At 58.4% G+C, this 23,526-nt stretch carries 23 protein-coding genes; 18 read left to right on the top strand and 5 right to left on the bottom strand.

What is annotated here, in order from left to right; genetic code table 11:
• Positions 1-18 precede the first annotated feature (18 nt).
• Entirely contained in the window at positions 19-1,950 is a 1,932-nt protein-coding gene (locus ABEB25_RS01755; protein ID WP_345734657.1) for a protein kinase domain-containing protein, read from the bottom strand.
• Between the two features lie 245 nt (positions 1,951-2,195).
• Between ABEB25_RS01755 and ABEB25_RS01750 the strand changes: the two genes are divergently transcribed.
• From ABEB25_RS01750 to ABEB25_RS01670, 17 genes are all read left to right on the top strand, one after another.
• Positions 2,196-2,936: an RNA polymerase sigma factor gene (locus ABEB25_RS01750; protein ID WP_345734656.1), complete on the top strand. Its 741-nt coding sequence runs from the start codon at positions 2,196-2,198 to the stop codon at positions 2,934-2,936.
• 232 nt (positions 2,937-3,168) lie between these two features.
• A complete protein-coding gene (locus ABEB25_RS01745; RefSeq protein ID WP_345734655.1) occupies positions 3,169-3,468 on the top strand; it encodes a hypothetical protein in 300 nt (99 codons plus the stop codon).
• Between the two features lie 86 nt (positions 3,469-3,554).
• Positions 3,555-3,926 carry a hypothetical protein gene (locus tag ABEB25_RS01740; protein ID WP_345734654.1) on the top strand — a complete coding sequence of 124 codons (372 nt, stop codon included), beginning with the start codon at positions 3,555-3,557 and terminating at the stop codon, positions 3,924-3,926.
• A 16-nt stretch (positions 3,927-3,942) separates the two neighbouring features.
• Positions 3,943-6,630, top strand: a complete 2,688-nt coding sequence (locus ABEB25_RS01735; protein ID WP_345734653.1) for a TraG/VirB4 family ATPase — start codon at positions 3,943-3,945, stop codon at positions 6,628-6,630.
• Positions 6,627-7,136: a hypothetical protein gene (locus ABEB25_RS01730; protein ID WP_345734652.1), complete on the top strand. Its 510-nt coding sequence runs from the start codon at positions 6,627-6,629 to the stop codon at positions 7,134-7,136. The genes ABEB25_RS01735 and ABEB25_RS01730 overlap by 4 nt, the downstream gene beginning before the upstream one ends.
• A 30-nt stretch (positions 7,137-7,166) precedes the next feature.
• Complete coding sequence (locus ABEB25_RS01725) at positions 7,167-8,063, top strand: hypothetical protein (RefSeq protein ID WP_345734651.1); 897 nt, start codon at positions 7,167-7,169, stop codon at positions 8,061-8,063.
• A gap of 77 nt (positions 8,064-8,140) precedes the next feature.
• Complete coding sequence (locus tag ABEB25_RS01720; RefSeq protein ID WP_345734650.1) at positions 8,141-9,139, top strand: hypothetical protein; 999 nt, start codon at positions 8,141-8,143, stop codon at positions 9,137-9,139.
• An 18-nt stretch (positions 9,140-9,157) separates the two neighbouring features.
• The gene (locus ABEB25_RS01715) at positions 9,158-9,784 is read left to right on the top strand and encodes a hypothetical protein (protein WP_345734649.1); all 627 of its coding nucleotides are present in this window, start codon (positions 9,158-9,160) and stop codon (positions 9,782-9,784) included.
• Between the two features lies 1 nt (position 9,785).
• Positions 9,786-10,418 carry a hypothetical protein gene (locus tag ABEB25_RS01710; protein ID WP_345734648.1) on the top strand — a complete coding sequence of 211 codons (633 nt, stop codon included), beginning with the start codon at positions 9,786-9,788 and terminating at the stop codon, positions 10,416-10,418.
• The gene (locus tag ABEB25_RS01705; RefSeq protein ID WP_345734647.1) at positions 10,415-11,347 is read left to right on the top strand and encodes a hypothetical protein; all 933 of its coding nucleotides are present in this window, start codon (positions 10,415-10,417) and stop codon (positions 11,345-11,347) included. The genes ABEB25_RS01710 and ABEB25_RS01705 overlap by 4 nt, the downstream gene beginning before the upstream one ends.
• A 15-nt stretch (positions 11,348-11,362) precedes the next feature.
• A complete protein-coding gene (locus tag ABEB25_RS01700; protein ID WP_345734646.1) occupies positions 11,363-12,568 on the top strand; it encodes a TrbI/VirB10 family protein in 1,206 nt (401 codons plus the stop codon).
• Positions 12,565-13,260, top strand: a complete 696-nt coding sequence (locus tag ABEB25_RS01695) for a hypothetical protein (RefSeq protein WP_345734645.1) — start codon at positions 12,565-12,567, stop codon at positions 13,258-13,260. The genes ABEB25_RS01700 and ABEB25_RS01695 overlap by 4 nt, the downstream gene beginning before the upstream one ends.
• A gap of 30 nt (positions 13,261-13,290) precedes the next feature.
• Positions 13,291-14,187, top strand: coding sequence for an AAA family ATPase (locus ABEB25_RS01690; protein WP_345734644.1), 897 nt, complete (start codon positions 13,291-13,293; stop codon positions 14,185-14,187).
• Entirely contained in the window at positions 14,162-14,599 is a 438-nt protein-coding gene (locus tag ABEB25_RS01685; RefSeq protein ID WP_345734643.1) for a hypothetical protein, read from the top strand. Before ABEB25_RS01690 ends, ABEB25_RS01685 begins: the two co-directional genes overlap by 26 nt.
• A gap of 25 nt (positions 14,600-14,624) precedes the next feature.
• Positions 14,625-15,026 (top strand): hypothetical protein, encoded by a 402-nt coding sequence (locus ABEB25_RS01680; RefSeq protein WP_345734642.1) that lies wholly within the window; start codon positions 14,625-14,627, stop codon positions 15,024-15,026.
• A 21-nt stretch (positions 15,027-15,047) separates the two neighbouring features.
• Positions 15,048-15,419: a hypothetical protein gene (locus ABEB25_RS01675; protein ID WP_345734641.1), complete on the top strand. Its 372-nt coding sequence runs from the start codon at positions 15,048-15,050 to the stop codon at positions 15,417-15,419.
• 5 nt (positions 15,420-15,424) lie between these two features.
• Positions 15,425-15,748: a hypothetical protein gene (locus ABEB25_RS01670; RefSeq protein WP_345734640.1), complete on the top strand. Its 324-nt coding sequence runs from the start codon at positions 15,425-15,427 to the stop codon at positions 15,746-15,748.
• 78 nt (positions 15,749-15,826) lie between these two features.
• Here ABEB25_RS01670 and ABEB25_RS01665 read toward each other — a convergent pair whose 3' ends face one another.
• Complete coding sequence (locus ABEB25_RS01665) at positions 15,827-17,968, bottom strand: protein kinase domain-containing protein (protein WP_345734639.1); 2,142 nt, start codon at positions 17,966-17,968, stop codon at positions 15,827-15,829.
• A gap of 226 nt (positions 17,969-18,194) precedes the next feature.
• On the bottom strand, positions 18,195-18,338 hold the full coding sequence (locus ABEB25_RS01660) for an entericidin A/B family lipoprotein (RefSeq protein WP_345734638.1): 144 nt from the start codon (positions 18,336-18,338) through the stop codon (positions 18,195-18,197).
• Positions 18,339-18,533: 195 nt separating this feature from the next.
• On the opposite strand from ABEB25_RS01660, the gene ABEB25_RS01655 reads away from it, so the two are divergent.
• On the top strand, positions 18,534-19,298 hold the full coding sequence (locus ABEB25_RS01655; protein ID WP_345734637.1) for a dienelactone hydrolase family protein: 765 nt from the start codon (positions 18,534-18,536) through the stop codon (positions 19,296-19,298).
• Between the two features lie 99 nt (positions 19,299-19,397).
• On the opposite strand, the gene ABEB25_RS01650 is transcribed toward ABEB25_RS01655, so the two are convergent.
• Positions 19,398-19,832 (bottom strand): cyclic nucleotide-binding domain-containing protein, encoded by a 435-nt coding sequence (locus ABEB25_RS01650; RefSeq protein ID WP_345734636.1) that lies wholly within the window; start codon positions 19,830-19,832, stop codon positions 19,398-19,400.
• Positions 19,833-20,004: 172 nt separating this feature from the next.
• A complete protein-coding gene (locus ABEB25_RS01645) occupies positions 20,005-23,343 on the bottom strand; it encodes a hypothetical protein (RefSeq protein WP_345734635.1) in 3,339 nt (1,112 codons plus the stop codon).
• Between the last annotated feature and the right edge of the window lie 183 nt (positions 23,344-23,526).

Genomic DNA, 23,526 nt, shown 5'->3' with positions numbered 1-23,526 from the left:
CCTGTCGCTGCACGTTTTTCAGCGCCTGGCCGCAGGCCCTGTGGGTGCACGACGAATGAGGGACCACGCTGTGCGCCGCTGGACATCCAGCGTCCATCTCCCGTCAAAGTCTGGCAGTAACAGGACTGCCATAGGCGTGGATGACGTGGATGGCCCACTGTGGAAACCTTGATTCTCCTCAAAAGGTGGGTTCTCTGCTCCAGGGGTTGGCTTTGTAGCCCAAGCCCAGTTTTGCCCTTCGGCATCACACACTAGGCTGCCATCTGCCGGAAAGAGTTCCCAATCCGTCTCAATGGATTGGATAACCTGGCCATAAGGATCGCACCAACGCAACCGCCCCACCTGCGCCTCCAATTGGAAACCAAACATCAGCCCGCCGTCCTGGGGCGTTTCAGATTCAATGCAATAGATCACTTTGTATTCCCCCGGCTGGATGACCAGATTGTCGGTAGGGATCTGGCTGCGCACACCACCCAGCCTACCCTCAAAAGCATACCTGCCCGTGAGATGTCTGAGGTGCCATCCGGTGATGTTCATTGGCTTCGATCCAGAATTGTGCACCTCGATCCAGTCCGGCGTATTGCCCTGCGCATCCTTCAGAGTAGTGCGGTTTTTTGCCTGAATCTCCGTAATCCGCAGAGGCGGAGTCTCCGCACGCGGCATCCAGGCTTCAAAGTCAAAGGCACTGCCATCATCCCAGCTCACACGGCCAGTTTCCGGCTCCACTTTGCCCCCCGTCCACACCGGAGAATTCACGCCCATTTCCCGCAATTTTTCAGTCACCTCATCCACTTCCTTCTGGGAGTGAAAACTGGCCATTTCCACCCCTGATGTCACCTGAATTCGCCGCCGCGCCTCCTCCCAGCTCAGCTTCAGCCGCACCAGAGAAAACTGATCGTTCAGTCTCACCACTGTGGGGCCATGCTCGCTGTCCACATAGGTGGCGCTGACGGGCTGCGGCTTTAGCAACAGTTCATTATTCAAAGCATCCAGTAAATAGATAAAACCTGCCCCCACGATCACCGAGGTCATCATGGAAACCATGGGCCGTTTCGCGATGGCTCGGTGCATCACGGACCGCTCCATTTGCTCAGCCACTTTGGCGAGCGCCTGCCGCATGTCGCTGGCGCGCTGGTATCGGTCCGCAGGGCGCTCACGCAGCGCCCGCGTCACCACTTTGTCCAAAACCACCGGGGCCTCAGATTTTTTGGAAGGTGGCTCAAACACGCCCACCGGCAGGTGCCCCGTCAGCAGTTCATACAGAGTCACCCCCACACTAAAGATATCGGCCCGATGGTCCAAGTCCGCCTCAGCACGGCGCTGTTCTGGCGCGGCATATCCTGGTGTGCCCATCACCATGCCAGACCGGCTCTGCGTCGTCGCATGCTGGGAGCTTGCAGCCAGTTTGGCCAGGCCAAAGTCTGCCACCCTTGCTCGCCCCCACACATCCAGGAGGATATTCGTCGGCTTGATGTCACGGTGGATCACCCCATGATCATGGGCAAACTGCAGCGCCTCACACACCTGGGTGATGACTTCCAGCACCTTGCTCAAAGGCATCTGCCCCTGCTTCATCACGTCCAGCAGCGAGGTCCCCTCCACATACTCCATGACGATGAAGAGATGCCCCGATGCATTGCGCCCAAAGTCATACACGGCCACGATGTGCGGATGCTGCAGGCGAGCCAGAAGACGGGCCTCCTGATGGAAGCGGTCCACAAAGGCCATATCCTGACCCATCTCCGGCGGCAGGATCTTGATGGCCACCCGCCGTTCCAAAGACTTTTGTGTGGCTGCATACACCGCCCCCATACCACCACGGTCAATGAACTGGAAATCATGGTAACCCGGAAACAGCGGCTCCAGCTCCTCCGCCATGGGCGGCTCCCAGTCCGTTGCCTGCCCACCCAAAACTCCGTCCAGCAGTCCTAACGGATTGAGTCCGTTCAAGGTGGCTGTAGGTTTTTTGTGAGCGGGCTTTCTTCCCATGATGCAGTTGAATGTGGATTTTAGATGATTGTTTTTTTAGAAAAAACCAGCGTCCTCGTCTAGGACCCCAGATTGTCAAAAAGCGTGGACAACGGCGTTATTAGCCACATAACCAAGCTTTTGTGACGGATTTTTCTTCAGAAGTTGCAGCTCACAAGTTGCCAAATGCGGCTTTCACAGGAAAATTCCTCAGACTCCCACTGCACATGAATTCACACACACATCATGGAGGTTTTCCCGCGACCCGGTGGAGCGTCGTTTTAGCCCTGCGTGACGTGGATGATTCTCGCCGTGGACGGCTGGCCCTGGATGAACTCTGTCAGATCTATTGGCGCCCCATCTACTCTTATGCCCGTTATCAGGGCCTCCCCCCGGCTGATGCTGAAGATCTGACGCAGAGTTTCTTCAGCTTTGCGCTTGAGAAGGACCTCTTCTCCATGGCCGACTCATCGATGGGGAAAATGCGTAACTACCTGCTTACGGCCTTCAGTCGCCACATCAAGCACTGGCAGCGCCAGGCCAACGCCCAAAAACGCGGCGGCGGGCGCGAAATCGTCTCCATCGAAGCCTCCCAGGCCGAAGACGAAATCACCATTGATCCGGCAGACCACCGCACCCCAGAATCCATCTACCAGCGTCTTTGTGCCCTGCGCATCATTGAGGCCGCTGTGGATCAACTGGCCAAAGAACAGGCGGCGGCCGGCAAAGAAGAGCACTTCCGCCTCCTCCGTAGCCGCCTGGACCCTTCGCAGGCAGGCTCTGGCAATGATGCCGAGATGGCCGCCCAACTCGGCATCAGCCATGATGCCGTGCGCCAATCCATTTCACGGCTGCGCAAGCGCTTCCGGGAAATCATGCGGGACCTCGTCGCTGCCACCCTTGCCGATCCTACGGACGAGTCCGTGCAGGAAGAACTCGCCGCCCTGCGCAATGCGCTGGTGGGCTGAGGTTTGCCATCCCGGGTGACAGCCCGCCGAGCCACCGAAAAACTGCCGCCACGAACGCGTGCGAGGCCCCCTCTTCGTGTGGGCGGACTGCGGCGGCCGTACTTTATAAAAAAAGTCTGTCACACCCGGAAACAGAAAGCATAACCACTGCCAGCAGAAGGCCGCCGTGCCCGCAAGCTAACCCAAACACAACAAACACCATCGCAATACTATGAGCCCAGTCGCAATCACAATGGCAGGAGTCAACATCCTCCGCTTCACCATGCCGCTTGCCCAGGCAGGCACAGAAGAATCTCTCGCCGGCAGCATGAGCGGCGTCGTCAGCATCCTCAACATGGTTGGTCTGGTCCTCGCCTTCGGCGGCCTGCTTTTCTCTGCCGTCATGTTCATGATGGGCCAGACTGAGCGTGTGCTTTACGGCCTGGTGGGTGCCGGTATCGGCGGTCTTTCCTTCATCATTGTGAAGGTCATGTTCAATGCTTCCGGCGGTGGCCAAAACATCGAAAACGTCAACATGGGCGAGGCTCCGTAATCGTTAGACGGTTCTCTCCTCCCGAACCCCTTGGGTAAGTGGCTCTCGCTTATCCAAGGGGAACTCTGGCACAACTGCCCACTGTCATGGAACAGCAGTCCGTACGGCTTCACGAAACCAATGAAGGCCGCGAAACCCAGCAGGGCATCGCCGGCTTCGAGGGTCTCAACGCCCTTTTCTTCATGCTCGCCCTCGGGCTGTCCATGCTCATCTTTCGCAAATTCGCGGGTGAGGCCAATCCGAATATGCTGCTGGCCATCATCTTTGCCTCCATTCCCCTCATTGTCGTCTCAGCCTACTGCTTCGGCCTGAAGCAGGGCAAGCCCCCCTCCTACGACGTTGAACTGGGAGAGTGGCTCATCATCAAGGCCAGCAACAACCCCTATTTCTCCCCCAAACAGGTCGAGCCGATCTCCCTGCCTTGGGTGGATGATCCGACCAAGGAGAAAGACATTTAAAGCGATGGCGAAATTCGTGAATTCTTACCTCGACGAGGACCTCATCATCTATCGCGGCCTCGCCCGTGGAGGTGCCATCGGCAAAGGGTACAACGTGGAGATGCCCGACACGGAAAACACGGATGCCTCCTGGCTCATGTCCCTGGAGGACAACCTACGGGTGCTCCTGCGCATGATCCGCCCAGAACTGCGCATGCAGGTCTCCTGGAGTGTGGACAGCGACTACCGGAAGGAACTGGAGCGCTACCGCCAAAACACCGAGGAACTGCCGCAGGACCGCTGGTCCACCCGCCAGCGTGAAGAACGCTACAACCGCTACGACAAAAAGATCCGCGACCACCAACTGCGACGCGAGCATCTGCAATTTTACTTCACCTCCAAAATCCAGGGCAAGTCCATGGGTGGCGGCAGGGCCTATTACGAGGAGCTGCTGCAAGCCGCCAAACGCGAGCAGTCCGAGCTGGAAGAAACACTCCGCCAGCAACTGGGTGGCCTCGGCGGCCGCATCGCCCCCATGGACAACATGGAGCACTTTGAGGCTTTCTACCGTTACTTCAATCCCAGCGCCTTTGAGAACGAAGCCCTGAAGCTGGAGGACATTTACGACCCCTCCAAGACCGTCTGCGAAATGTGCTTCAACAGCGATGCGGCCCCTTACCGCATGGGCACATCCACCTTCAAGATGGACGGCTTTTACCAGGGCATCTGCGTCATGAAGACGCTGCCCAAGTTCACCTACATCGGCATGATGCGGCTGCTCACGCAGATGGACATTCTGGATTACCAGATCGTCGCCAACATCGAGGCCGGCGATGTCGAAAAAGACCGTGTCGCCACCGAAGGAAAAGTAGCGAGGCTGGAGCGTGGCAAGATCACCCCCTCGCTGGAAGCCACGCTGATGAAGCTGCGCACCCGCATCCGCCGCCTCACCACCAACGAGGTCGTGCCCTACCGCATGCACCTCATCGTGCGTGTGTGGGACCGCAATCCGGACAACTGCGCCAGCAAGCTTTCCGCCATCAAAAATTCCATCCTGAAACTTGGCGGTGCCCAGGCCTATGAGCCCACCCTGCCGACCAGCGTACGCAACTACTGGCAGCTCTGCATGCCCGGCTGGACGTGGGCCAACTACAACGATTTCAAGCTTTACGTCGAGGACGTCAACCTGGCCGATCTACTGCCCGTCTCCAGCACGCCGACAGGAGATCTAGCCGAGGCCGAAGCCATCTATGACGGCCCGCGCGGGGCTCTCGTCGGCACCACCACCTTCGTGGGCAACAAAGGATCCATGCGACCGGAGCACGGCATCATGTTCGGGGCCTCTGGCGCGGGCAAGTCGGTCTTCACCATCGACCTCCTCACCCAGACCGCCCCTTACTATGACTACACCGCAATTGTGGAGGAAGGCCTATCTTACAACCTCTTCACCCGCCTCTATGGCTGCAAGCCGATCATCGTGCAGCCCAATGGCAACCTCACCTTCAACTACTTCGACACCCGCGGCCTGCCGCTGACCTCCGACCAACTTGGCGGAGCCACCGCCATCGCCCACCTGATGGCGGGCCCACCGCCCGACATTGACAAGGACCGTATCCGCCAGGCGCTGCTCTCTAAGCAGATCGAACGCATCTATGTGGACCAGTTTGAAACCTGGGCCAGCCGCAGTCCCGAAGGCCGCTTTGAGGCCGCACGCCGGGTCAACGTCGCCGAGGAATGGCGCCGGCGCAAAATGCCCCAGGGCACCGTCCTGGCCGATGCCTGGCTGGACTTCAGCGCGGAGATGCTAGAAGGCAACGCGGAGGCCCATGAGCTGAACCGACTGGCCATTGATCCGGGAATCGTCGAGGACTACCTCAACAACCCCGGCAACCAGTGGGACCTGATGAGCCTCGCCTACACCCTCATGAAGGCTGAGGACATGCCCACCCACAGCCAGTTCGTGGAATTGCTGAATCTGGAAAGCCGCCAGCGCCGTGCCCATGAGGATCTCGGCCTGTTACGCATGTTGTTAGAACCCTGGAGCCGAACAGGCCGCTACGGTGCCATTCTTGACGGCGTCAACAACGTGGATTTGAGCGGCAAGGTGGTCCACTTTGAGCTGTCCTACATCCCTGAATCCGCGAAAGAGCTGCGCACCGTCGCCGCATTCCTCATTACCAATGACCTGAGGAAGGAGATCATGAGCCGCCCGCGCTCTACCCGCAAACGCGTGATTCTCGAGGAGCTCTCCGCCTTCCTCGCCATGCCGGATGGTGACCGTATCACACGCGAATACTACGAGCGTATGCGCAAGTATTCCTGCTGGGTCTTCTCCATCATCCAGCAGTTCCAGCGCATCAAGGACCACCCTGTGCGCTCCTCAGTCGTGGGGAACTCCCGCATCATGTTCATGCTAAAGCAGCCGGACCAGCGCGATGTGGACAGCATGAGCGAGGGCTTCCGCATCCCATCCATCACGAAAAAGCAGGTCACCAGCTTCCCCGACCCATCGGAAATGAAGACCGACCCCTACGGGTCCTTTGTTTACTATCACGAGGCCACCGGCCGCCCCCGCATCGCCATCGGCCGCCATCAGGCCTCCAAGGAAATGATCCTCGCCTCCGCCACTTCCGGGGAGGCCTTTGAGCGCCAGAACGAAGAGCTCAAAGAATTCGGCGGTGACGCCTACAAAATGATCCTCAGCCAAGCCAAGTCCAAAGCATGAAACGACACTTCATCCTCCTCAGCGGTCTCAGCATCGCGCTGGCCTCCTGCACCAGCAGTGACGGCACCATGAACAAAGGCCTGCTCGGCGCCGCCTCGGGCGGACTCATCGGGGCCCTCATCGGCGACAACCTCCTCAATGGCGACGACGATTCCTCATCGGGCAGCTCTGGCGGCAGCGGCAGTGGCAGCTCCGGTGGTGGCAGTGATGGCAGCTTTCTCGAAGACAATTCCGGACTCATCACCGGTGCCGCCGCAGGCTATGCAGCCGGGGCTATCAGCGACAGCTTTGCGAAAAACGAAGTCCGTCAAAAGTATCTCGACGGATACAACAAAGGCCGTAGCGATGCCATCAAGGAACTTTATTGGGTGAAGCGCGATGCCGAACGGCCCAGCGAGGATTCCTCCATCCAGCGTCGCTATTATGAAGTTCCTGTCCCTGAGCACGTGACGACTGACGGCGTGCTCGTCGAACCCCGCAAGGTGGTCATCGAAGTCGTCGAATAACACCGGCCACATCCCTCACTCGCGCACATCATGAAAACATCTGCCCTCATCCTTGCTTCCTTCCTGGTCGCCTCGGGCGCTTTCGCCCAGGGTGCCGTCGTCGTCTCCAGCGCACCCACGCTGGAAATGGGTCAGTCAGAGCTTTCAGCGAAACTCACCCAGATCCTCAACGAAGCCCAGCTTCAGAATGAAAAGCTGCAGACCAGCCTGGATCGCATGGGTGAGCCGTCCACCATCAATCTGGGGTCTGTCCAGATCATCAAAAATGATGTCATCTCCTCCGCCACCACGCTCAAAACTAAAGATGAGCAGCGTGCGATGCTGGGCGCCCTGACCGGAGCCGAGGTCTTCGCTGATGACGCTTTCGGGCTCATGGAACCCATCGGTGCCACAGTCACCCGCAAGGATGGAGCCGAGGTGGACCGCGATCCGGCAAAATACCGCCTGGAATCCGCCGTCATGGCCCAGTTCAAAGAATTCAAAGAAGTGCGGGAAAAGGCCTTGGCCCGAAAGAAGACGCTCAACGACGAAGTGGCCCAGGTCGTTCAGGAAATCGAGGAAGCCACGGATCTGGCCTCCATCCACAAGCTCAATGCCATGCTCACCGTGCTGAGAGGCCAGATTGAAGAGTGCAACCAGACCATCCTGGTGGCCCAGGCTGATGCGGACATGACTCACAAAGAGCTGACCACCCAGGCCCAAATCATCGCCAAGGGCAAACAAGAAGAAGCCCAGCACATGAACCAGACGGGAGATCCCGACGCGCCCCCCACACCTGTAGGCACCTACACGCCCATCCCCTTTGGCGGTGTAGCCCCCGGAGGCACTGCCAGACCTCTCATCCCGAATCTCACCTGGGGCCGCCGCGATGCGGGCGGAGGCGCAGGGGCTGAAAATCCTGAAGCATCCGGCGGAGACGCCAACTGATGTAAAAGGATACCGCCCGCCTTTTTCCACCCTACCACAACAGTCACCGCTTACCCAGACGCACCATGGACTTCGACATGTCGTTTTTTTATGACAACTTGGCGGATGTCTGTGCACGTTGCAGCGAGGTCCTGCAGTTGCTGATGTTTGTGCTGGTCTTCGCGGGACTGCTGATCCAAAGCTACAAGGGAATCATCGGCGGAGATCTCTCAGGCATCGTTAGGCATATCATCGTCTCGGGTCTCCTGGTCACCATCATGCCGTTCTACGGCCCTTGGATGCTTTCCACCCAGGCCACCTTGGGCAATGACCTTCTTGTGGAACTGGGCGTGGATCCCATCTCCATGCTGACCAATGTGGGTGACAGCTTTGCCTCCGCCCCTTTTGATACTGGCAGCGCCCCGGAGATCGTCCTTGGCATCTTCAATCCCCTCACCTGGGTGGAGTATTACATCAAGGTCGTCATCGCCTGGGCAATGGCCCTGGTGGCCATGATCATGTATGTCTTTTTCTGGATTGGATTCCAGATCCAGATCATCGCCCTTTACCTGGGCAGCGCCGCAGGCCCCCTCTTTCTCGGTATGCTCGTTTTTGAGCAGACACGCGACACCGCCGTGAAATACCACATTGGTATGATCGGCATCTGCTTCTGGCCACTGGGCTGGGGGCTAGGCATGCTCTTCGGCATTGCCGTCATGGAATCTGGCCCGGACTTGTTTGATTCCATCCTCGGTCCAGTAGCAGGCGTCGGACAGATCGCCACCTTGCTCACAATGTTCACCAGCACCCTGCCCATCATCTTGGGCATTCTCTGGATGCTCGTCACCCTTTTCGTCGCCCCCAAAGTGGTGAGCAAAGCCGTCACCACTGGCGCACAGATCGGCATGGGCTTGATCTCCGGCTCTTCCAGCATGGCCAGTGCGGGGGTACAGGCAGCCTCTGGGGCCGCGATGGCCGCCGGCGGGGCCGCCCTCACCGCTACCGGAGCGGGGGCCGCTGTGGGCGTGGGCATGATGGCCGGAGGGGCAGGTGCCATGGGCGGGGCAGCCTCCACCGCATCAAAAGCAGGCAGTTAAGAGCAGACTTCGATTTTCATGAAAGGCGTCACTGACATGTTCATAGCCAAGGACAAGCTGGCCATTTTTTGGTTTCTTGTTTCCTGCGGCTGCATCATCGGCACGGGCTGGTATCTCCACGGGCAGGCCCTCCTTGGCCGTGGGCGCATGCTCTTTGTACCCATTGAGCAGTACGATGTTTTCATGGCCCGGGACATGAAGCCTCAGGACCTCAACGAAGCCGCAGACTTCCATACCCGGCTGCTGATGGAAACCTTGCTCAACCGTGGCCCTCAGGGCCCCGTGAACACAGGCCGTCTCGAACAGCTTTTCATCGGCAACGGGCTAGATCAAGCCCGCCTCGACATCCGCGACAACAGCTTCGACTTCGACAAACGCAAAATTCACCAGATGGTCGAACTTGGCCGTGTGGACATCGTCCACAATCCTGACGACGGCAGCGCCATCACCAGCACCGAAGGCCAGCTCATCCGCGTCAGCTTCGATCCCACGCTGAAGGAGACCGTCGTCCAGTCCTTCCTGGTCAGTGCCACCATGCAATGGCAGCGCAACCCCAGCCTGAGGGCCAACAAACGCTTCATGTTCGTCTGCTCAGACATCAACTACACCCTGGAAGAGTTCTCCAGTTCTGAAAAGAAACCCTGACATGGCCACTGCCCTACCCAAGAAAAAAAGTGCCATAGACACGCTCATTGCGCGTGACCAAACGGCGGTGTTCTGGTTCGTCGTCGCCTGCATCGTCGCCTCCACCTGTGCTTGGTACCTCGTCCTCATGTCCGAGGAGCTGAAGGCCCGCCCCCCCTTCGTCGTCATGGACACCGGCGGCGGCTACTACATCGCCCCTGGTGTGAATTACAACAAGATGAAGCCCATGCACCTGAACCTCTCCGAAATGGCGGTGGAGGCCATTTTCGACCGGGGACCTGAGGGCATCACCCACGCCCAAAGGCTGCCCCTTTTGTGCACCAAAAAGAGCTACAGCCTCATACGCAAAAAGCTGGAAACCGAAAGCCTCTACTTCAGGAACCAAGATGTGCACCAGACCTTCAGCATCGAAACCAACGCCCTCCTGGGCACGGCTGACACCGTATGCATCACGGAGGCGACTGGCTTTGTCTATCGTCGCAGCCGATTCAACAACAAGGAACAGAACGAGACCTATCGCTTCCGCCTGCAGCTCTTCTGGCGCCTGAACCCGGATATCCGCCGCAATAAAGCCTTCCCCTCCGTCATTGATCAGATGGTGAAGTACGAATTGGAGAAAATCAGCGACTCATGAGACCCTTCCTTTGCTTCCTTTCCCTCACTCTCCTCTCCGCCTTCACCACACAGGCACAGGTGCAGCAGGGGCGTGAGCTCGTCATGCTGGACTCCAAAAAACTGGTCCATGACATCTCTATCAATGCCACCGTTGCCACCACCATCACCTTCCCGGAAAAGATCACGCTACTGACAGGTTTCGGACTGGTGACGGACCCCAATGCGGCCGCACAAATGACCCAGGCCAAAGTCGCCATCGTCCACTATGAAAACGTCATCGGAGACACCCTTGTCGTCCGTTTAGTAAAACCTGGCGAGCCCTGCCACGCGACCGTTCGCACCTCCCGCCACATCCATCTGCTGCGCTTCGTCCCTTCCGATGAGGCCAACCTCGCCGTCATCGTCTCCCCCCCGCAGGAAAAGGATGCTGCCGCCCCCACCACCCCTGAACAGGTGGTCAAAAACCGCATCGATTTCAGCTCGGAAGAACTCGTCGGCATGCTCAGCAAGATCAAGAGCCGCAAGGCACTCCAGTCACTCAATCCCGGTCTTTTCCAGGGCTGGCTGGAGCGCAATGGACTGGACATGACCTCCACCTACAAAGGCGTCACCGCGACCATCTATGAGATCCAACGGAATCCGTCCAAAGACATCACCGCCTTCCGCTGCCACCTCGTCAACACCGGAACGGAAACCTACGAGTTCGACCCCAGCGGCGTGAAAGTCCGCGTGGGGGAACGCAGCTACAATGCCCAGATGGTGGATTGCAGCGGCGTCGCCCCTCCCGGCCAAAAGGTTCTCATGGATGTCCTACTCCAGGGCGGCCCAGGAGGCGGGCGTGAGGGCCTCTCCATCAATCAGGACTTCCGCATCGAGCTGCCTGAAGCCGGCCGCAGCCAGATCTCCCCTGCCCTTTTCGGCGATGCCACGGCGGACAACAGCAAATAGCCTCCCATTCCTGCCATGACCAAGTATCTCCAAAAAACCGGCGTGCAGATGGGCCTTCTGGTCGTCGTCGTCGGTATCGCCGGCGGGGCCTTTTATCTCACCAAAAAGCAGCCGCTACCAGTCAATGCCGCACCAGCCTCCGCTGGCCCCCAGGCACAGGTCGCCCTGGAGGAAAAGACCGTCGCACTCGGTGAAAAACGCACCGCCACGGTCGGCAGCGGCCAGCAGGTGGACAAACTCGTCGTCGCGCCCAAAAAGCCACCAGCCCCCACCTTTATCCCCACAACCAGCAGCCAAAAGAAACCCCAAAAGGCTCCCCCTTTCCCCAAGCTCGTACACATCTCCAACACTGCGCCCGAGCCTTACGTCGCCAAGGAGCCCAAGCTTTTCGCCCCACGTGGCCTGCTCATCAAAGCCGCTCTCGTCATTACCGTGGATTCCTCTTCTCTGGACACTCCCGTGCTCGCGCTGGTGACAGAAGACATCTACTGGAATAAGCGCCTCATCGTCCCCGCAGGCACCCAAGTGCAGGCTAAGGCGGGCAAAGGCAGATCCCGTGACCGCATCGAAGTCTCAGGCAGCTTTACCTTTGTCTGGGCCGATGGCCGGGAATACAACATCAGCGCAGTCGCGCTGGACCACGAACGTCTTTCCGACGGCACCTACGCCATCACCGACGGCTCTGCCGGCATCCGTGGCCAGATCATCAAAAACGACCAATATGCCGAGCTTAAAATCCTCGTGGCCGAAGCCCTCGAAGGCATCATGAACAACAAGCAGGACCAGTTCCAGTCCGTCTACGGCCTGGTCCCACAAAACAACAGTCGCAATGCCGCCCTAGGAGGTGGCTCCCAGGCCGCCTCCGCCTACTCAGGCCTCCTCACCAAAAAACTGGAGCAGGATCTGGACTTCGTCCGAGTCGGTGCCGGCACCCAGTTTTACATCTACACTCAGGACGTCTTCGAACCCGAGATGGCCAGCATCGCCGGACTCAAGCAGGGCAACAAGGCCACCTCCAGTTGGCAACTGGCTGAGGAAGCCTACAACCGCGCCCAGACCGAGACGGCTGCCGCCTCCGAGCAGGCCACCAAAGTCGCCGAAGCCACCCGCAAAGCCGAAGAACAAAAACGCACGGCTGAACGCGCCGCCCGCGTCAGCAGCCTGGTGTCAGAGGACTCTGATGCCGACGACACCACCACTCCTCCCAGCACCACGCCATGACACCCTTCACTCGATTTGCCCTCGCCGCCACCGGTGCCCTGCTCGCCTCCTGTGCCACCAAGGAAGTCCCCCTCTCGGATGATCCGTTTGCCCTGCCGCCGGACCAGCAGGAGCTGGCCTACATCCCCACCTACTCCAAAACCGTCGTCGGCGGCTGGCCCAAAGGCCGGGCCCTGGATCCGCACGACAGCTCCCGCGTGCGGCTGAACGAAGAAGTACATGCCTATCATGTCGGCAGGCTTCCCAGCAAGGACCGCCGTGAAATGCATGAAGCGCACACCGTTTACCGAGTGGAACAGGATGCCCGCTGGGACACCCGGCTGCCCGCTACGCCAATGGAGTCGCGCGGTGTCGTGCTCGGCGTCGTCGAGCCCTCCCGCAGTGAGGTTCCCAAAAGCAGCCTCCTTGATCAGGAGCGCCAAAGCCTCGTGGCCAAGACACAGTCGCTGCAACTGACCATGACCAAGCTCACCAACCTCCAGAAAGACCTGGAAAAGAAGCGGCTTGAGTTCAAGGAAGCTGAAGAAGAGGCCCAGGAAATCCAACTCTACCTCGCCAAAACCATCCAAGAACGCGACCAAGCCAGCTCCCAACTGGAAAAAGCCAAAGAGCGCATCACGGAACTCGAAGAGGCGGAGCGCATCCGCATCCGCACCTCCTCTCAGGGCTTCAGCGGCGGAAAGAAAAAGTGAACCCTGCACACCGCCTTCTCGAACACAAGCATGGTTGACCTAGAGCACATTCGCGGCCTGCCGCCCTTTCTTCACGAGCGCATCATCGGGCAGGATCATGTCATTCCGCGAGTCGTCCCCATCGTTCAAAATGGGGAGCTGGGCCTCAGCGATCCCAGCCGGCCCAAAGGCACCTTCCTTTTTCTGGGGCCCACGGGCGTGGGCAAGACGGAAATCACCCTCTTGCTCTGCGAGTATCTTTACAAGGACGTTGGCAAGCATTGCATCCGCCTGGACATGTCCGAGTACCAGAACCAGGAATCCCTGGGCTTATTGTTAGGCCAGGGCGAAACAAGCCGAGGCAACATGGGCCGCTTTTATGACCGGGCCGAGGGCCGTGGCATCATCCTCTTTGACGAAATTGAAAAGGCCCATCCGCGCGTGCTCGACATCTTCCTGCAGGTGCTCGATGCCGGCCGTATCACCGTTGCCAATGGCGAGACGCTGAACCTCTGCAACTTCTACATCGTCGCCACCTCCAACATCGGAGCCGATGCCCTCATGGAGCTGAAGAACAGCCCCATGGCCACCATCGAAAGGTTCATTGAAGATCTCGCCGCGGCAGAACTCCGCCCCGAAGTCCTGGCCCGTTTCAATGTCCGCTGCGTCTTCCAAAAGCTGGGCTATGCCGCCCAAAAACAAATCGCCAGCATCATGCTCAATAAGGAGCTGAAAAACCTGCGTAACAAAGGCTATGAACTGACCGCCGGACAAGGGGTGATCGACCTTCTGGTGTCACAGGGCGTGGAACCCCGCCTGGGTGTGCGCCGGATGCGGACCACCGCCGAAAGCCAGTGCCGCCACGCCGTGCGCGAGGCCCTCATGGCAGGCAAACCCACATCAGGAATCCTCGTCGCCGAAAATGGGCATCTGGTCATCCATTCTTGAATTCTACCGCCGGTGGAAGCCCCAGATTGATCTCTATGGCGTCGGCTTTCTGCTTTTCGCTAGCGCCATCGCGACCGAAAGGCACAAGGCAGCCGGCCTTATCCTCGTGCTCGTCCTTCTGACCGCAGCCGTGCGTCGCTGGGGGGAGCCCTACCTCCAGATTGGCAAAGAGGAGATGGAACTCAAGCGACGGGCCAGCAAAGCTTATTGGGACGACCGTTTTGGCCAATGGTTTGGCCGCCAATACCAGGAACCCCCAGCCTCGCCCTCACCTGCCGCCATGGCGCCTGTCACTCATCTCATCCCACGTCCCGGCCGAGATGGGGAAGACCCGCCCGAGAGCCCTGGCAGCCCCATGCTCCCGGACAGGCCCCCTGTCATTATCCCCCCGCCTGTCACACACGAGACCTGACTGGCTAATTATCCTCTGAGCGCACATGCAGCCTTCCTCATCCAGCACCTCCCATCCACTTCGCCTTCTGCTTGGCTTGTTCACCCTGCTCCTCCTCGGGGCCTGCGCCACACCGCCATCCTTCCTTGCGGATACCGATGTCATTCCCGTAGGCAGCCGCATCGAATTCTGGGTGGATCATGACGACCGTGGCTGGCGCAATTCCAACCTCCACATCGCCTTTCTTCCGCGTGAAATGACAGGTGCCGAAGCACGCCGCTGGGCCGAAGGCATCGGCAGCCGCGATGCCGGGCTGCATTGGACTCGTTATTACCTCCTCGTCACTCATCCAGGCCACGAAAAGAAAACCTATCGCAGTTCCGTTCATCCTTTGCGCGCCCAGCCCTATGAAATGACCAGCCACCCCGCTGGGCACGCCTCCCGCTAACCCCCTCAAGCCTTCATCATCATGTCTGACAATGTCATTGCCACCGCCGCCGAAGAGCTGAAAAAATGGCTCGAAACCCTCGAAAAAATCCTCTCCAAAATGGAGTCCGACAAAATGGCTGCTGGAAAGGCCAAACTCGACGGCGAGCGGTTCGACTCCATGATGAAGGAGTTGAAAAGCATCAGCAAAAGCGCTGAAAACGGCCCCAAAGGCCCGCAGATGGACGAGCTGAACAAGAAGATCGATCTTGCCCTCGACAAGATGAACGACCTCAGCCCCAAAACAGGCCAGGCCATCGGTCGCAAACTCAACATTGAAGGTAAGCACGTCAATCCCGCCGCCAATACCCAGGGCATGCAGCAGGCACTCAAAAGCGTGAAAATCGGCAAATAATTCTCATGCCTCCCCTGCCATCCCGCCCCAAGAACAATTCCCTTCGTGACCTCGACGGGGATGGCGATGTGGACTTGGCGGATGATCCCACCCATGATCTGGACCGCGATGGCCGCATTGATGCGGCAGACCGTGAGAGCGAGGACCTAGACCGCGACAACGACATCGATGCCCGCGACCGCGAACTCAAAAACGAGCAGCTAGAAGAAGCTGCCCAAGAGCAAAAAGAGAGCGTCGGAGCCGCCCTTGGTAAGACGAAGGACTCAGAGGGCAAATGGCAAAAAGCCAACGCTCCCGCCCTGCCGCAGCAAGGCCCCAAAGTGGGTTGAGCTGTGCATAGCCACAAGACCCAACCCTGGGGTTTATTGCACCCTACTTCAGGAGCCTTAGTTTTCACCCAAACTCTGTTACTTCCCGAACGGATTCAGACGCTTAAGGGTGTCTCCCGTCTTCTGAAGGAACCCTGGCTCCTCCTTGGTCGTCGTGCGGCGACGGGGCCCATTGCCAGATGAACCACTGCCCGAAGGAGAATTCCAGTCCGCTTTATCCTCTTCAGCAGATAGGTTCAAGGCCGCCAGAGTCGGCAGATCCAGAAGGCCATTCGGCAGCAAGCCGCTGCGTACCTGGAAAAGCACGATGGCATTGTGAGTGCTTTTGCCCTCGGCTCCGTCCACCGTCGCCGTATAAAGACCTTTCTCCTTCAGCAATGACTGGGTCCGATAAAGCAAGTAGCGTTTGCCCTTCGGTGAATAGGTCGCGTGTGGCAACACAGGAAACACCTGCTCCAGGGTCCAGTAGCCTGTGGTAGGCTCGGGCACCGTCGGCTGGGTCAGCACTAGACCGGTCGGAGGAACTACAAATCCGGGCGGTAGTGGCGGTGTTGTCGTTGCCGGAGGCATAGCCCCGGTCAAGGCACCCTGGGTAGCACCGGCAGGATCAGGCGTCAGCGAAAGTCCGCCCACAGGCATCTGGGAACTTGCCACGAGAACAGGCGGTTGTGCTGCAGTTGTCCCAGGAATGGCACCAGGCTGGGCCGTCATCGCTGGAAGTGAGGGCGCAGGTGCCGTAACTCCAGGCAGGGCCAGGGGATCTGGCTGGGTGGGCATTCCTGGAGCGGGATTTGGCAAAGGGCTTGCAGGAGACGGGACCGTGGTCAGCGTTGGCGACTTGTAGCCTAGCGGAGTCCCTGGCACCGAACCTTCGGGCGGCGTGGCTGCTGGGTTATCAGCCTTTGGCAGCTCCGGAGTGGCTGGCGTAACACGCGGCACTTTGGCCAGAGTAGGCTCAGGACTGGAAGCGGCCTTTTTGGGCTCCCCTTCATCACCTTTTTCTACCGTGTCTTTTTTGGGCTGAGATGCTGTAGCCACCGTGCCTGCCGGTTTTGTCTCCGAAGGCTTTTTGGCTTCAGTCGGTGAATTGACAAAGAAATAGGCGGCAGCACCCGCCCCCAGGATCACCGTCGCCGCGGCGGCGATGAGAGGTGCGCGGCTGCTGGCCTTTTGGGAAAGGCTGCGCGAGTGAGCCGCAGCCGCTGTTGCCGCATAGGATCCCGTGCGAATGGTCACCGTAGCTGGCCGCAGGCCCAGCATTTCGGCCAGGGCACCGGCACAGCTAGGCCGCAGAGTCGGCTCCTTGTGCAGGCAGGCGGCGATGGCCTCTTCCCAGGCTTTGGGAATAGATTCCTTTGAGAGGATTTCCAGTTCCGTACGTCGTTCCTGCACGGAAGGCGGGATCTTCGAATTGATCTGCGTGGGCAGGTCTCCACGATAGAAAGGGGGCTTGCCCGTGAGCAGTTCGTAAATCGTCGCACCCAGGGAGTAAACGTCATCCGTCGGTTGCGGGCGCTCGCCCATGGCCTGCTGTGGGCTCATGTAGGGGAGAGTGCCGCTGGTGCCCAGATTGGCCACGGAGAGGCGGCTCATTGTATCAGACAGGCTGCGCGCAATCCCAAAGTCCGCGATCTTGGCCACCGACTCTTTGGAGGTCAGCATGATGTTCGCGGGCTTCAGGTCACGATGGATCAGCTTCCGCTGGAAATGCGCGTAATCCAGCGCATCGCAGACGCCTAGCAGCCATCTCGAAATATCGTCCACCGTGAAGACGCCAAACTCTGTGCCCATCCGCAGCTCAGACAGCGTTTTGCCATCCACAAATTCCATCGAGATGGCCGCAGCATCTTCATCATCCACAAAGTCATAGATGCGCACGATGTGCGGGTGCGAAAGTTCAAGCCCACGGCGGGTTTCCGTCTTCAGTTCCTTCACCGCAGCGGGATCAAGTCCGATCAGACTCGGCAGGAATTTCAGGGCCACTGGGCGCTCTAGCTTCAGGTCATCCGCCAGCCATACCACACCCATGCCCCCACGGCCCAAAACCCGCTCCAGCTTGTAACGATTAAAAACAGTCATCCCTGAACCCGGCGTCTTGAATTTGATCGTCTGGTCATAGTCCACTTCAGGGGCACCACCTGGATACAGCGTATGGGAGGTGACCGCCGCAGACTGCGGGGCGACCACTGGGCCAGAACCAGATGGAGTGGGGGTATCCATAACAACGAAAATAACGTGCTTTAGTTTAGGTTCCTCAGGTGGTCCTGTCATCGGAATATTTCATGACGTTTGCTCCTGTTTTAATTGCAGGACCCAATCAGTTAATTTCTCCAAAATAGGCTCATTCTGGCGATGCTACGCCCTGGGGATGCCCTATAGATACAAAAAGAGCGCTGTCGCAGGCCTCCCGGACCTGCGAGCAACGCTCTGAACAAGCAGGTTTCTGCTAGCTGGCGGCTCTTTCGATTTTGTCGCCCGCTTTTTTCACATCGCGACCCAGGCCGCGGGTGGTGTTGCAGCTAGTGCCAAGCACAGCAAAAAGCCCGGAGACGAGCACAAGGAGAGACAGACGTTTGAAGGATGTTTTCATGGGATGTGAGGTTGCGTTAAAGCTGGTGTGACCAGCCTCCCGGCAATCAAACCGGGACATTCCTATTTCGCATGAACGGAGACAACTGGCTGTGCACGCTTCAAAAAAACCAGTTGGCTCAAGCTGCCCATCTCAGAGCTGGAGCGAAAACCAAGCCATCCTCTCCAGGCAGGACAGCCGTTTAAGAGGTAGCTTATGAACCGACGCACCCTCTACGCAGGCTTCTTGTTAGGCCTTTGTGCCCAGATCCACACAGGCTGTACCACCCGGCCAGCCTCCACCCCCGGGCCTGTGCGCCAGACCGATTCTTTCACCACACAAGGCCGTAAAATCAAAGTGGAAACCTTCCTCCCAAAAGCCTCGGGCCGTTTCCCCGCTGTCCTGGTGCTTCATGGCTCGTCTGGCACCCTGGTGGGCAAAGGTCCACTAGTGAAGCTCTGCCACCAGCTTGCAGCTCAGGGCCAAGTGGCCATTCTTGTGCATTACTTTGACCGTACAGGAACGGTCTGGAGTGGGGACAAATCCATCCATCAGCACTGGCCCGTCTGGGTGGAAACCATCCGGGCGGCGGTGGATTACGCCGGTGCCCATCCCTCCGTTCATCCCGATTCCATCGGCCTCTTCGGGTTTTCTCTCGGGGCCTATCTGGCCGTCTCCGAAGCTGCCGATGATACACGCGTGAAGGCGGTGGCCGAGCTGGCAGGCGGTCTTTTTGACCGCCAAAAACCCACCCTCACACACCTACCTCGCCTCCTGATCCTCCATGGCCGCGATGACGAGAGAGTACCGGCCACGCAGGCCCTCGAACTAGCGGCCACGGCCCGCCGGTTGGGGACTCCGCACATCCTGAAGCTCTACGATCAAGAGGGCCACGTCCTCTCAAGTGAAGCTATCGCCGATGCCATGTCACGCACTCTTGTGTTCTTCAATAAGCAGCTCCCAACTGCCCACGCAGACTAGAAGTTGCCAAACAAACACACAGCAAATCCACCTAACCATTGATCATGTAGCTGTGGAACTTCAGCGAGGAAAAATCCACAGCTGACATTCCTCCCAGACTTAGCGGTTCACCAAGTCCACCACCTTGTCATTCATCTGGCGCAGCCTTTTGGACAGGCAGGTGGCAATGCGGCTGAGCAGCCGGTAAGCCACCTTCGGATTGGCGGTGTGCAGACGATCGAGACTGTCACGGGTGATCAGCCAGACTTCCGTTTCCGATGCTGCCGTCACCGTCGCACTCGCGGGTCCAGGATCGAAAACACTGACTTCGCCCAGTGAGTCGCCCGACTCCAGGAAGGCGACCTTTTTGTTCGTGCCATCCACGTCTTGATAGACATCCAGACGGCCCTTCAGGACGAGATACAAATGGTCGTTTTCTTCTCCCTGACGGATCACCACTTCTTCCGCCTGGTAGGAGCGCGAGTCTCCAAAGCTGGACAGCAGGCTAAGTTCTTGAGGGGAAAAATTGGCAAGGAGGGGCGTGAGAGAAGGCATATGGAAAGGGTAACGGGCGATGGCTGAGTGGCAAGAAAAGACGGTTATGGAGGAATACGACGGAAGAGCGGTTCCAGGCTCTGCCAGGAATCTGGCAGGTGCTCGGTCTAGTTTAAAAACAGCGCATAGCTGTTTCTAAAACAGAGGGCCGGACAACCCGCAAAAATTGACCTTAGACGCTGTGCCCCTTGGAATTGGAAGTGGCGGGGGCAGAAGGGCCTGTGTTGCCGAGCGCCTGACGCACCTGAAGGGCTTTTTCCCCCTGCTTGACTTCAGCCCCCAGCTCCTTGACGTCCTTCTTCATGCTTTCCTCCTGGGGCTTGAGAGCTTCGCGAACATTGATGGCCTTGTTCATTTCCTTAACCAAACTATCCCTTTCGGAGGTACTCATGTTGCCTCCGAGGGAGGCCTCCTTCAACGAACCGTCGAGGTCCACCTTGCGCTCGATATTGGTGAGGATTTTTTCCGATTCACGAAGGTCTTTGAGGCCCTGCTTGTTTTCCTGCAGGCGGGTTTTCATGCTGTCCAGATCCTGCTTTTGCTGATCAATGCTGACGCCGGACTGCGCCTGAGAGCGGGCGAGATTAATAGCGGCAATCTCTTTGTCGATTTTTGCAATCGCGGCCTCGGTACCTTTCGGCCCATGCTGTAAAAAGGCTTTGATGCGGTCAGTCGTGTCAGGGTGCTCCAACTTGAGACGTTTTTCGATGAGCTTATCCACTTTAGCCTGGAAAGCTGAGTCGTCAGGCCCTGGGGGGAGGGCGACCCGGGCGGGAGCTTCCTGGTCCACCTGGGCACCGTTAACATCCATGTCCCCAGCCAGGACCTGCGGCTGATCCACATCCAAAGGCGGCGGGGCGACTCGAGGGGCCTGGAGGTGCTGCTGCATTTCCAAGCAAAGCTGGTTGGCGACGACACGTTCCTCCAGGTAAGGAAGCTGCTTCTGGACATGGGCGAGGTCTTCCGTAGCCGTCTGATGAGCGGCCTTCGCGGCCTGTAGTTCCTGGGTGGCGGCGGTGACTTCTTCGGTGTGATCACCGCCAACTTCCAGGACCTTGTCCCAGGCGGCGCTCTCGGCCTTTTGCGCCGCTTCCAGACGGGCACTGGTTTGAGCAACCTGCTCCTGGAGAAGAGGTTCCTGTTTGCGGTAGCTCTCCAAGGTCTCCGCCATGGCCTTCTGCGCGAGCTCCGGCTTGTGGGGTTCCAGGGCTTGATTGATGGCCGTATCCAGCTCCTGCTGTGCAGCTTTGAGTGCTTGCAGGTTTTCCTGACGTGTCTCAGAGGCACCGCGCACGGCATCCTTCAAAGGGCCGATGAGAGCCACATTCTGAGTAGCAATGGCATTCTGCAGCCGCATTCCCACGGCCTTAAGATCCTGGGTATTTTCGGCGAGTTGCTTCTGTGCAGCCGTAATTTTTCCTTGAGCCTCAATAACGGCAGCAGAGACGGCTGGGTTCTCAATCTCCTTCGGGTTTTCGAGGAATTTGTCCCGGGTTTTTTGAACCTCTGCCTTGTAGGCGGCAAAGGCATCATCTGGTCGTGGGCTATGGACATCCTCTGCCTTGACCAGGGTGCGATGGCTGTTGGCATTGCTGCTGAGGTTGAGCCTTTCCGTATTGGCACTTTCTAGGATGGCCGTGCCGATATAGGAGGTGGGCGTCACCACCCCCTGCTGCATCTGGGTGGCCTGGCGAAAGGTGTCCTCATTGAACTGGGTGACGAGCTTTCCCTCAGTTCGCAGTTCTTGGACATGCGCTTGCAGGTCTTTCAGGCGCTTGACGGCACCGTCAATGGCAGCTGGCTCAAGCGGGGCAATACCTTTTGGCGGCTGGAGGCTCTCCAAAGTTTTGCGGAGCTCGACCGGGTTCAGCGCCTCTATTTTGTCCGCCGTGTCCACATGAATGAGATCAGGCATGCCAGCCACGGCCTTTCCCCGCACGGTAGAGTCCTTTTGGATCATCGTTTCACGATCCACGACCGGAAAGGCGAGATCGTTGTCGATGCCGCGCACTTCCTTGGTGCCAGGATCGACGAAGATGTTGCCAGAGTGGCGGTCGATCTGGCCTGTGATGTAATCCTGGACCTGGAGATCGGACAGGCCTTTCTGGATGGCAGGATCGCTGTAATCAATGTCCAAGTAAGCAGGCAGGACATCGCGTTTATCGCTGGCTTGGAGGATTGGCGCCCCGGCAACCCCGACACTCAGGCCCACTCCTTTGCCAGATTCATCCAAACCAAACTTTTCCGTCGCGAGGCTGTTCATGCCCAGAGCCTTATCCACAGCGGAACTGGCGACGGAGCGGGTGATCAGACTCGTGGCATCCCCATTCAGCGCTTTCAGCTTGGCATGGGCGTCGCTCTGCATGGATCCGTTGCCCATCGCAAAGTTCACCTGCTCGCTCGTCCCATAGAGGGGGGCTACTGTGCCGATGAGCTGGGAGTCCTTCAATGCGGCGTTGTCGACCTGACTTTCATTGAGCCCTGCCGCCTTGAAACGTTCCACCCGGCTGCCGATCTGGTTCTTGCCAAAAGCGACCTTGGCACCGGATTCGTCCAGCACATGATTGGTGCTCACTTTGAAAGTGTCACTGGCCTGGACGAGCTGAATACCGGCGGGAACGGCACTTTTCGTCATGTCCGTGCCCACATGCGGGATGCTGGGAGCCTGAAACTGCTGGTGCACCATGACGGCAGGAGCCAGGACGACATTGTTTTGGAGGGCCGCTGCCTCGATGTTTTTGTTGGCCTCACTGGCGCTGAAACGGCCATAGGAACTGCCCTCAAGAGCAGGCTTGAAGCGCTGCTCACCATCCAATTCTGCCAGCAGGCTGTTGTTAAACGCCTGAGACATCGCGTTGTGGATCTTGCTAGCATTGATGTCCAAAACCGACATCTGGGTGGTGTTTGTCTGGAGGTTGCGTGCCATCTTGGCAGCAAGGTCATTGGCCATGCCCTGATCCGTTTTGAGATCCGCCATGATGCCCATCAGTTGGCGGGTCGTTGCCTCACTGAAGGTCTTGATCTCCACGGGGGAATAACCGCGTGCAGCGAGCTCAGGAGTAGTCGCGGCAGAGATGGCCTGAGAATACATGTCATAACGGATGGCCTCCACCTGTTGGGAGATGTCGTCAGCGATCCCTTTCTTTTCCTTGAAGGTCTCCAAGGAAGCCTGGATCTTGGCCAGCTTGGCAGCGTCCGAACCTGGGTTGGGGTCTTCCAAAAAGGCCACAATGTCCGTCACGGCGGCCGCCTGAGACTGATAAACGCTGGCGCGGGTGGTGGAGGCCTTGGAATCAATCTCTGAGAGTGCAATGGCGGCCTGTTCGTTGAGATTCCCCACATACACCTCAGCATTGCCGACCAGGGCTTTCAGACGGCTTGCATCCTTCAGCTTGTTCTGGTCATTCGTCAGTTCCAGCGTCTTCGGATCCAGTCCGATGCTCTCGGCAAGAGCGTTAACTTCTGCCAAACGGGCTTCACGCGGGCTGAGCGGGGGACTTTCGTTGTTCATGACGATGTGGACGATATTTGGTAACTGGATAGCGAAATGGGCAGGCCGATGAACTGAACAGTGACGGCTTAACAGGAGGTACTAGGCCAAGAGGCTCGAAAGTGTGACGAGATAAGCTGAGTTTTTGCCGCGCCATCGTCACAGAACGGAGGCACGATTTCACTCGGCCCTGCCGGCTAGGCT

It is taken from the genome of Prosthecobacter algae (assembly GCF_039542385.1).
Lineage (GTDB): Bacteria > Verrucomicrobiota > Verrucomicrobiia > Verrucomicrobiales > Verrucomicrobiaceae > Prosthecobacter > Prosthecobacter algae.
Note: the sequence above shows the minus strand (reverse complement) of the source record. Positions and strands in the feature narration are given on the sequence as shown.